Below are 9788 nucleotides of genomic sequence, written 5' to 3'. Positions count from 1 at the left end.
TTGCGGGCACGCTCTCGGGCGGCGAGCAGCAGATGCTGGCGATGGCGCGCGCGATCATCTCGAAGCCCAAGCTGTTGTTGCTCGACGAGCCGTCGATGGGCCTCTCGCCGATCATGGTCGAGAAGATCTTCGAAGTCGTGCGCACGATCTCGCAGGAGGGCATCACGGTGCTGCTGGTCGAGCAGAACGCGCGACTCGCGCTGCAGGCGGCGCACCGCGGCTACGTGATGGATTCGGGCCTTGTCACGATGGAAGGCGACGCGAAGCAGATGCTCGACGATCCGAAGGTGCGGGCAGCGTATCTGGGTGAATGAGTGGAGTAGTGGGTTGGCGCGTGAGCGCAGGTAATCTGGAAGATGTAAACCACACAGCTGGGAATTCAATACTGTGTTTCAGGAGACAAATATCATGATTAGCATGACTAAAATCGCAGGCGTTATTGCACTCGGTGCGGCGCTGATCGGACAGGCTCACGCCGACGACGTCAAGATTGGCGTTGCGGGTCCCTTGACGGGGCCGCTTGCGAGCCAGGGCAAGGATGTGGAGAACGGCGCGAGGCTGGCGGTCGAGCAGATCAACGCGGCGGGAATCAAGATCAAGGGCGTGCCGCTCCACCTTTCGATCGACGCCGAAGACGATATGGCGGATCCCAAGTCCGCAGTGACGATCGCGCAAAAACTCGTGGATGCCGGCGTCGTCGGTGTCGTTGGGCATTTGACCTCCGGCACGTCGGTGCCTGCCTCGAAGATTTATTCCGACGCCGGCATTCCGCAGATTTCGCCATCGGCCACGAATCCCGTACTGACTCGTCAGGGGTTTGCGACCACCTTCCGGGTGATTGGCGACGACGCCTATGTGGGCCGCGTGATGGCGCAGTATCTGACGAAGACAGCAGGATACAAACGCATCGCCATTATCGACGACCGGTCGGCCTATGGTCAGGGACTCGCGGATATCGTTGCCGCAGAACTGAAGAAGGACGGTGCGACGGTCGTGAATCGGCAGTACGTGACGCCCAATACGATTGATTTCCGTAGCGTGCTGACCGCGGTAAAGGGCAGCGAGCCCCAGGCGATCTTCTATGGCGGCGTGGACGCCCAGGCGGGCCCGATGCGCAAGCAGATGGCCGGGTTGTCGATGAAGGTGGCGCTCTTCGGTTCGTCGATCGAAACGGACAACTTCATCAAGCTCGCCGGGCCGCCTTCCGAGGGCACGATCTCGGCTCAGGCCGGACAGCCGCTGGATAGCATGCCCGGCGGCAAGAAGTTCGTCGAGCAGTTCAAGAAATATGGCCCGGTCGTTCTCTATGCGCCGTACGCCTATGACGCTGTCTGGGCTTTCGTCCACGCCATGGAACTCGCGAATTCGACATCGCCCAAGGACTTCCTGCCGGCCATGAAGAAAGTGAACTTCGAGGGCGTGACGGGCACGATTGCCTTCGATGAAAAGGGCGACCTGCGTTCAAGCGGCGTGACGCTGTATCAGGTCAAGGACGGGCACTACGTACCGATCCAGACGACCCGTCTGTAATGCCCCGGGGTAGTTGCGGACGCAAGGAAGGCCGGATTGTCCGCGCAGGCGCAGCGTCGAACAACGCTGCGGCCGCTCGACGAGATGAACTCGCCGATACGCGTCCAAATGCTTTTGTGGCTGCAATACGCATTCCTTTTCGGAATGTCTCATTACGCGATTTCGCTTGTAGATGAGTGCGTTTACAAGCATCGTTTCACCAGATTAATCAGGGGGCGAGAATGCATAAGGTGGAAAAGCTGCCGCAAATTGACGGCGATATTGGGTGGCTCGAGACCTCGCCGGATTGTGCTGCTCGCCTTGGACCCAGGCTGAAGGGTTCGCACGAGTTTGACTATGCGGTGATCGGTGCCGGCTTCACGGGGATTTCCGTGGCGTTGCGGCTTGCCGAGATCGATCCATCGGCACGTATTGCACTGGTGGACGCACTTCGCGTTGGCGAAGGCGCCTCGGGGCGAAATGCCGGGTTTCTGATCGATCTGCCGCATAACATGGATTTCGCGAAAACCGGCGTTGAACACGCACGCTCGCTCTTTCGTTTGAACATGTTCGCCATCGAGCGTTTGCGTGCATTCAAGGAACAGTATGCGATTCCGTCCTGGACCGACGCGGGTAAGTACATGGCGGCCCACGAAGAGAGCAACCTGCCCGGCCTGAATAATTTTGCGGGCATGCTCAAGCAGGCGGGATTCGAGTACGAGACGGTTTCCGGACCGGACCTTGCGCGGCGGCTCGGAACGAACTACTACCGTTCTGCCGTTTACACGCGGGGAAACGTGCTCGTCAATCCGGCAGCACTGGTGCGCGGGCTGATCAAGGCGCTCCCGCCTTCGGTATCGCTATTCGAGAACAGTCCGGTTCAAGGCATCGAATACGGGCCGCCGCACAAGCTGCACTTTGTCGGCGGGACCATTACGGCGCGCAAGGTGGTGCAGGCGACCAACTCGTATTCGGAGCAGTTCGGCAAGCTCGCCTGTCGCATCGTGCCGATCTTTACCTACGCGAGCCTGACCCGACCGTTGAATGAAGAGCAGCTTCGCCGGCACTTCGACGGCGTGCGGCCATGGGGCGTGACGTCGGCGCACCTCGCGGGGACTACCGTCCGGTTCACTCACGACAACCGGATATTCATTCGCAATACGTATGACTATCTGCCTGATCTTAAGAGCACAGGGGCCGATCTGGAAGCAGCGTGGCGCAGTCATCGGTCGTCGTTCGAGGCGCGTTTCCCGTTCCTGAAAGAAATGGACTTCGACTATACGTGGGGCGGCTTGTTTGCGATCACCAAAAACCACGAACCCGTGTTTTCGAATCCGGATGAGGGCGTGTATGTGCTGAGTGGCTGCAATGGCGTGGGCGTCGTCAAGGGGACTTATCTCGGCTACTACATGGCCGACCATATTTGCGGCGTCGAGAGCGAGAACCTGCGATTCGTGCTTAAAAGCTCGCATCCGACCTGGATTCCGCCCGATCCCGTTCGCCTCGTTGCCGCGAGAGCGCGCATTGCCTGGGAGGCAGCGCACGCCAAAGGGGATGTTTGAGCCGAGAGCGATTTCCGGCTTTTCCCGATTCCCGACTCACTAGACAGTGACGGTAATTCGGGCGCAGCGGGTTCCGGCGGCCCTGGAGGCGCGCCAATAATTTTTAAATCGATCAGTAAAGGAGCGCATCCATATGATCAATCGCATTACGCCTAATAACAGGGCTTCCCGAGCAGTCGCGTACGGCGATTTCTTCGTGACTGGTGGCCTGATCGCGGACGACATGTCTGCTGATATCGCCGGACAGACGGGGCAGGTTCTTGCCCAGATCGACGCGTTGCTTGCCGCCGCGGAACTTACGAAAAACCATCTCACGCGCATCCAGATCTGGCTTTCCAACATCGACAATTTTGAAGGAATGAACGGCGTCTACGACAAATGGGTTGAAGGTTCGGAAAAACCCGTTCGGGCGACAGTCGAAAGCCGGCTCGCCGACCCTGGGTACCTTATTGAAGTGCAGGCGTTCGCATACCGAGGCTAAAGCTCTTGCGCAGCAGCGCTTGTCGCGATGATTCTAAACAAGAACGCGCAGCGCAGCTGCACTCCCTGCGGACAACTCCTCCTGAACTCTATCGGGTGCGCCATTCTGATGGGGCGCAGCCCATCTCCTGGCGAAACATATAAGTGAACGCCGATGTTGAAGCGTATCCAAGCGACAGCGCGATATCCGTGATGCTGCGATTCGCCCCCAGCCATTCCAGAGCCAGGAACAGGCGCACCCGGTGACGCCATTCCCGCAGGCTGATTCCCACCTCTCTTTCGAAGCGACGGGCCAGGGTGCGCGGCGATGCGCCAAGTTCCGAGCCCCAGTCATCGACCCCACGGGAATCCGCGGGATTGGCGTACAGTGCCTCGCAGATCTTCTGCAGCATCCGGGTCTGCGGCCAGGGTAAATGGAAATCCTGTACCGGCAACCTCTTCAGTTGCTCGCAGATCAATTCATTCAGTTTGTTGGTATAGGCGGCATCCTCAGCCCGGTGATTGACGGATTCCAGTTCGATGATCAGTGCCCGCAGCAATGAAGTGACGGAAAACACGGTACAGACACCCGGCATCGACAATCCCTCGGTATCCGCGACGTACAGGTTGCGGAATTCGGCTCCGCTGAGCGTTCCGGTGGTGTGCTGCACGCCGGTCGGAACCCAGATTGCCTGTTCCGGCGTGATCACATACCAGGTGTCCGCGACGGTCACGACCAGCGTGCCGGACGTCGCGTAGACAAACTGGTTCCAGCGGTGCGAGTGCATGGGGAACATCTGCCTTGCCGAGAGATTCTGCGTACGAGGAAACACAGTATTCGGCAGGGTTTTGATTTCAGGGACCTCGATCGTGATCCAGTCGCAAGCTCGGTTCATGATGATGGGCTGATTGTCTTCTCGTCGATATATTTAGTCATTTTATCGAAAGACGCGATATGGACGTGCTTTTAGCATGGTGAGCGTTACGACACCACTCGAAAGCACGCCGTGCATACCAACACTGACCTCCCTCCCGCAGCGGGCAACGCAGAACGCTATCGGGTGATCTTCGCCGGAATTTGCTCGCTGATACTCACGGTCGGCCTTGCTCGCTTCGCATATACGCCTATGCTGCCGATCATGCGCAACGAGGTCGGTCTTTCCTGGCTGGCTGGAGGATGGCTGGCAACTGTCAACTACGCCGGCTACATGGCGGGAGCACTCATCGCGGCCACCATCAGCGACCTGAGACGGAAGTTCGTCCTTTACCGGATCGGCCTCGTGGTGGCGGTGGCGAGTACGGCGGGCATGGGGCTGACCGACAACGTAACGTTATGGGGCATCCTTCGCTTCGTCTCGGGACTCTCGAGCGTGGCTGGACTGCTGCTATCTTCCGGGCTGATCCTCAACTGGCTGATGCGTCAGGGGCATTGGCCCCAACTGGGCCTTCATTTCACCGGCCTCGGGCTGGGTATCGTCGTTTCGGGCCTCGCAGTGGCCGAAACGGTTGGCCGGCTGTCCTGGGCGCATCAATGGTTGGGCATGGGCCTGCTTGGCCTGGCTTTTCTCGTGCCCGCCTGGCGGTGGTTGCCGCCGCCCGCGGCGCACCTCATTGGGGGAATCGGGAAAGCTGCGCCGGTACCCTCGCGACGCTGGATACGATTGCTCATCGGCGCGTATTTCTGTGCTGGCTTCGGATACGTTGTCAGCGCCACTTTCATTGTGGCCATCCTGGCAAAACTGCCGGTTTTCGCGGATGTGGGCGGATGGGTATGGGTCATCGTCGGCCTGGCGGCGATCCCTTCGTCCTTCGTGTGGGACCGGATCGCGGGAGCTTTTGGCCAGATTCGTGCGTTGTTGCTTGGCTACGGATTGCAGGCGATCTCCATTTTCATCCCCGCCTGCACTGGCTCACCATATTTCAACCTGCTCAGTGCCATCCTGTACGGTGGCACGTTCGTCGGAATCGTCAGCCTGACGCTGTCCTTGATCGGTCGTTTCTTCCCGGAAAATCCTGCCAAGGCGATGGCGCGCCTGACGCTGAGCTATGGGGCCGCCCAGATTGTTGCGCCTGCAATGGCCGGCTATATTGCCACAGCCACCGGCAGCTACCGCGGCGCGCTGATCATCGCTGGAGTGGTCATGGGTGTCGGATTGCTATTGCTCACTGCGCTGCCGGTCGATGAATCGTTGCCAGTCAAACGCAAGACCGACGACAAGCAGATTGCTTAGTGTCGAAGGATGCATTGCGTCCCACGCTGCTGCGGCCCAGAAAGTAGGCGCCTCTAAACAGGAAGTGGCAGAGGCTCCAGGGGGCGCAATTACGCTGAATGCTGGGGCGGCTTTCGCCTGTTCGGCCAGAGCACCTGAAGCTTTCGACCAATTCGATGAATGAATAACGGACCTGCGCGGCGATTTTTGGACCAGTTGAAACGCCAGTTGTAGAACGTCGCCTCGCTGATCCCGAGCTTGCGAGAGATCTCTTCAACCATCCTCCCAGCTCGGCCTGCGTCAGGGCAAATGCGATTTGCTCCCCCCGTAAACCTGCTCGTCTTCATGGCATGGCCTTCGTGTCCGCTCGGGACATATGAAGTCGCTTAATGACGGTGGAATACCGCCTCTAGAAAACGTGGACGCGAGGACGAGGAAGGAGCTGGACGAGAATCAGCAACTGATGTCCGATCCTGGTATTGATGCGACACCGGCGCTCTACTGGAAAGACGACGGAACGTTGAGATCCGCCCTCGGTGAACCACGGAATTTGGCTTCGGTTCCCGGCTCCCGTTAATCTTTGAAGCGCCTCGATAGCCTGTTCGCGCGCACCCGTTTGATTTGCCGCGTGTCGGAAGGCGTTCGTCAATTTTGCTTTTCTCGTCGACCAAATTGTCGGCGCACAAATTCCGCCTTGCGATAAGTCTCGTCGGCCCACTCCTTGCGCTTGAACGCGCGCCAATTCTCGGCGACGAGGGGAGCGTTCCACCACGGGCGACGATAGCGGAGTAGCCGCGTTTTGCTTCCGATCGGCGAGCAGAATAGGGGTGCTCGCGCGGCTTGGCGGCGCGAAACGCCGCTTTGGACCTGGATTCGACGCGTTGGGCATGGCCAGGCACCTCGATTCCGCGTATCCGCATGGGTATACGCAAAAATCGCCGCTGCCCAATGCCATCGGCACATGATGTGCCATCCGTGGAAACAAAAAACCCCGTAAGATTTTGATCTTACGGGGTTTCTCGAACTACTTCGGCTTTTGCCGGAACATCTCTTGGTGCCCAGGAGAGGACTCGAACCTCCACAGTGTTGCCACCGCCAGGACCTGAACCTGGTGCGTCTACCAATTCCGCCACCTGGGCAAGGTGTCGTCTGCTGTACCGTGTGTCGTGCAGCAAAGATCGCCATTATAGCGTGGAAAGTTGGGCTGTCAAGTGTCTCGCGAAGTTTCGCAAAGCGGGCCGCATCGCCCGCCAACGTGGCTGCTCGCCGCGACGATCGCCTCCGTAGAACGTGCCGGAACACGCGTGCGGCGTCTGCCGCGCCTGAAGCGGGTGATAGAATGCCTCGCAGCAGGCCCGGCGGCAGGTGCGCGCGATATGGGCGTTCCGCCGGACCTCGTCATCCGCTGAAATAAAGCTGTAGCACTCGAAGACCGGGGCGCCCCCCGAGTTTCGCCGGGCGGCGCGGCAGATCCGATATCGACGCAACGAGAACAACCATCGACAAGCCCTTGAGCAAATATCCGTACCCGATTCCCAGCCGCGAAGAGATCCTCGGCGTGCTGCGGACCAGCGAATCGCCCTGCACCGCGAACGATATCGCCGAGGCGCTCGCCATCAAGCGCCAGGAGCGCGAGGGCTTCTTCAGGCGGCTCGCCGCGATGGAACGCGACGGGCAGATCCGGCTCGACTCTCGCGGCCACTATCAGCTTGCGCATCCCTCCAGCTTCGTCGCGGGCCGCGTCCAGGGCCACCGGGACGGTTTTGGCTTTGTCGTGCGCGACGACGGCCAGGACGATCTGTTCCTGTCCCAGGGCGAGATGCAGAAAGTCATGCATAACGACCGCGTGCTCGCGCGCATCGTCGGCTATGACCGGCGCGGGCGGCCCGAAGGGCACATCGTCGAGGTCACGGACCGCGCGAATCGCCGCGTGATCGGCCGCTTGCTGAACGAAAACGGCGCGTTGATCGTCGCGCCCGAGGACAAGCGCATCGGCCACGACATCCTCGTCACGCAGAACACGAAGAAGGCGAAGGTCGGCCAGGTCGTCGTGATCGAGCTGACCGATTTTCCGAGCCGGCACTCGCAGCCGCTCGGCCGCGTGGTCGAGGTGCTCGGCGACATCGACGATCCCGGCATGGAGATCGAGATCGCCGTGCGCAAGTACGGCGTGCCGCACGAGTTCAGCGATGCCGCGCTCGACGAAGCCGCCAAGCTGCCCGATGCTGTGCGCCCGATCGATATCCGTTATCGCGTCGATTTGCGCGACGTACCGCTCGTGACGATCGACGGCGAGGACGCACGCGACTTCGACGACGCCGTATATTGCGAGCCGGTTCAGGTTGGCCGCGGCGAGGGCTTCCGGCTGATCGTCGCGATTGCGGACGTCTCGCATTACGTGTTGCCCGAAAGCGGTCTTGATGTCGATGCGATCGAACGCAGCACGTCGGTGTATTTCCCGCGCCGCGTCATTCCCATGCTGCCCGAGAAGCTGTCGAACGGGCTGTGCTCGCTGAACCCGCACGTCGACCGCTGCGTGCTCGTGTGCGATCTGGTGATCACCGCGCGCGGCGAGATCAAGGCGTATCAGTTCTACCCGGGTGTGATGCACTCCGCGGCGCGCCTCACGTACACCGAAGTCGCCGCGGTGCTCAAGAACACCAAGGGACCGGAGGCGATGCGCCGCGCGGCCCTCATGCCGCAGCTGCAAAATCTCAATGGCGTGTACAAGGCGCTCTTCGCGGCGCGCCAGAAGCGCGGCGCAATCGACTTCGATACGACCGAAACGTATATCGTGTGCAACGCGCAAGGCAAGATCGAGCAGATTGTGCCGCGCCAGCGCAACGACGCGCACAAGCTGATCGAAGAGTGCATGCTCGCGGCCAACGTCTGCGCTGCGGATTTCATGAAACGCAACAAGCACGCGGGCCTGTATCGCGTGCACGCGGGCCCGAGTGCCGAAAAGCTGGAGAACCTGCGCACGTTCCTGCGCGGCATCGGCCTCGCGCTCGGCGGCGGCGACACGCCGCACGCGAGCGACTACGCGGCGCTGATGGCGCACATCCGCGACCGCCCCGACGCGCAGATGCTGCAGACGATGCTGCTGCGCTCGATGCAGCAGGCTGTCTACAGTCCGGACAACATCGGTCACTTCGGTCTTGCGTATGAAGCCTACGCGCACTTCACGAGCCCGATCCGCCGCTATCCGGACCTGCTCACGCACCGCGCGATTTACGCGATCCTGCAAGGCAAGAAGTATCAGCCGCAGGCGCCGTCGGGCGTCGAGCTGAACACGGCGTTGTCGCCGCGCGCCCGCGCGCTGCAGGCCGAGGACGAAGAGAAGCGCGGAGCGCGCGGACGCAGGAACAACACGGCCATCTGGGAAGAACTCGGCCTGCACTGTTCCGCCAACGAGCGCCGCGCCGACGAAGCGTCGCGCGACGTCGAAGCCTGGCTCAAGTGCTATTTCATGCGCGACAAGCTCGGCGAAGAGTACGGCGGCATGGTCAGCGGCGTGACGTCGTTCGGCATTTTCGTGCAGCTCGACGCGCTCTTCATCGAGGGGCTCGTGCATGTAACGGAACTGGGCTCGGATTACTTCCAGTACGACGAAATCAAGAACGAATTGCGCGGCGAACGCACCGGCATCCGCTACCGTCTTTCGGACCGCGTGCGCGTGCAGGTCAGCCGTGTCGATCTCGATGCGCGCAAGATCGATTTCCGTCTCGTGCGCGACATGCCGGTCAAGCCTGGCGTCAATCGTCCGGCGCCAGGCGACAAGGGCGCCGCCGAGGGTGGCCCGCGCGTGCGCGCGCTGACGCCCAATGAGCCGCGCCGCAAGAAGGCCGCACCGGCGCCGGGCGTTGCCGTCAAGGAAGCGCGTGCCGCACGCAGCGCGGCCAAGACGGCGAAGAAGCACGCGGCCGCCAAGGCCGCAACGAAGAAGGCCGCCTCGCGCAAGAAGCGCTGAGTGTGCCGGCCGCGCGGCGCTTGCCCGAAGCGGGCGACGCCGCGCTTTCCGTGCCGCGCTGCGGCCGGAGCGATTACA

Annotated in this window: 8 protein-coding genes, 1 tRNA gene and 1 pseudogene; 7 read left to right on the top strand and 3 right to left on the bottom strand. The window is 61.1% G+C overall.

Annotated elements, in window-relative coordinates:
- The 4 genes from ACFPTO_RS05370 to ACFPTO_RS05355 all read left to right on the top strand — a co-directional run.
- Window positions 1–314: ATP-binding cassette domain-containing protein (locus tag ACFPTO_RS05370; protein ID WP_377709962.1), on the top strand; the 314-nt coding region annotated here is incomplete at its 5' end.
- Window positions 315–408: 94 nt separating this feature from the next.
- Window positions 409–1530: a branched-chain amino acid ABC transporter substrate-binding protein gene (locus tag ACFPTO_RS05365; RefSeq protein WP_377709961.1), complete on the top strand. Its 1122-nt coding sequence runs from the start codon at window positions 409–411 to the stop codon at window positions 1528–1530.
- A 230-nt stretch (window positions 1531–1760) separates the two neighbouring features.
- Window positions 1761–3071 (top strand): NAD(P)/FAD-dependent oxidoreductase, encoded by a 1311-nt coding sequence (locus ACFPTO_RS05360; RefSeq protein ID WP_377709960.1) that lies wholly within the window; start codon window positions 1761–1763, stop codon window positions 3069–3071.
- 133 nt (window positions 3072–3204) lie between these two features.
- On the top strand, window positions 3205–3552 hold the full coding sequence (locus ACFPTO_RS05355; RefSeq protein WP_377709959.1) for a RidA family protein: 348 nt from the start codon (window positions 3205–3207) through the stop codon (window positions 3550–3552).
- 88 nt (window positions 3553–3640) lie between these two features.
- Here ACFPTO_RS05355 and ACFPTO_RS05350 read toward each other — a convergent pair whose 3' ends face one another.
- On the bottom strand, window positions 3641–4426 hold the full coding sequence (locus tag ACFPTO_RS05350) for an AraC family transcriptional regulator (RefSeq protein WP_377709958.1): 786 nt from the start codon (window positions 4424–4426) through the stop codon (window positions 3641–3643).
- A 111-nt stretch (window positions 4427–4537) separates the two neighbouring features.
- Between ACFPTO_RS05350 and ACFPTO_RS05345 the strand changes: the two genes are divergently transcribed.
- Window positions 4538–5761: a YbfB/YjiJ family MFS transporter gene (locus ACFPTO_RS05345; RefSeq protein ID WP_377709956.1), complete on the top strand. Its 1224-nt coding sequence runs from the start codon at window positions 4538–4540 to the stop codon at window positions 5759–5761.
- Window positions 5712–5924: a carboxymuconolactone decarboxylase family protein gene (locus ACFPTO_RS05340; RefSeq protein WP_377709955.1), complete on the top strand. Its 213-nt coding sequence runs from the start codon at window positions 5712–5714 to the stop codon at window positions 5922–5924. Before ACFPTO_RS05345 ends, ACFPTO_RS05340 begins: the two co-directional genes overlap by 50 nt.
- Before the next feature lie 37 nt (window positions 5925–5961).
- On the opposite strand, the pseudogene ACFPTO_RS05335 reads toward ACFPTO_RS05340, so the two are convergent.
- Both ACFPTO_RS05335 and ACFPTO_RS05330 read right to left on the bottom strand, forming a co-directional pair.
- A pseudogene (locus ACFPTO_RS05335) lies at window positions 5962–6087 on the bottom strand (transposase); the annotation flags it as partial.
- 705 nt (window positions 6088–6792) lie between these two features.
- Window positions 6793–6879: transfer RNA gene (locus ACFPTO_RS05330), tRNA-Leu, on the bottom strand.
- A 371-nt stretch (window positions 6880–7250) separates the two neighbouring features.
- Between ACFPTO_RS05330 and rnr the strand changes: the two genes are divergently transcribed.
- Window positions 7251–9710: a ribonuclease R gene (gene rnr / locus ACFPTO_RS05325; RefSeq protein WP_377709953.1), complete on the top strand. Its 2460-nt coding sequence runs from the start codon at window positions 7251–7253 to the stop codon at window positions 9708–9710.
- Window positions 9711–9788: the final 78 nt, after the last annotated feature.

The organism is Paraburkholderia denitrificans (assembly GCF_042655705.1).
Taxonomy (GTDB): domain Bacteria; phylum Pseudomonadota; class Gammaproteobacteria; order Burkholderiales; family Burkholderiaceae; genus Paraburkholderia; species Paraburkholderia denitrificans.
The sequence above is the reverse complement of the archived record's forward strand: the minus strand, read 5'-3'. Positions and strand labels throughout refer to the sequence as shown.

What these genes read in the sequence shown, in the direction of transcription:
- ACFPTO_RS05355 (WP_377709959.1), top strand. Translation starts at nt 3,205, where the DNA reads ATGATCAATCGCATTACGCCTAATAACAGGGCTTCCCGAGCAGTCGCG.
- ACFPTO_RS05350 (WP_377709958.1), bottom strand. Translation starts at nt 4,426, where the DNA reads ATGAACCGAGCTTGCGACTGGATCACGATCGAGGTCCCTGAAATCAAA.
- ACFPTO_RS05365 (WP_377709961.1), top strand. Translation starts at nt 409, where the DNA reads ATGATTAGCATGACTAAAATCGCAGGCGTTATTGCACTCGGTGCGGCG.
- ACFPTO_RS05340 (WP_377709955.1), top strand. Translation starts at nt 5,712, where the DNA reads ATGAATCGTTGCCAGTCAAACGCAAGACCGACGACAAGCAGATTGCTT.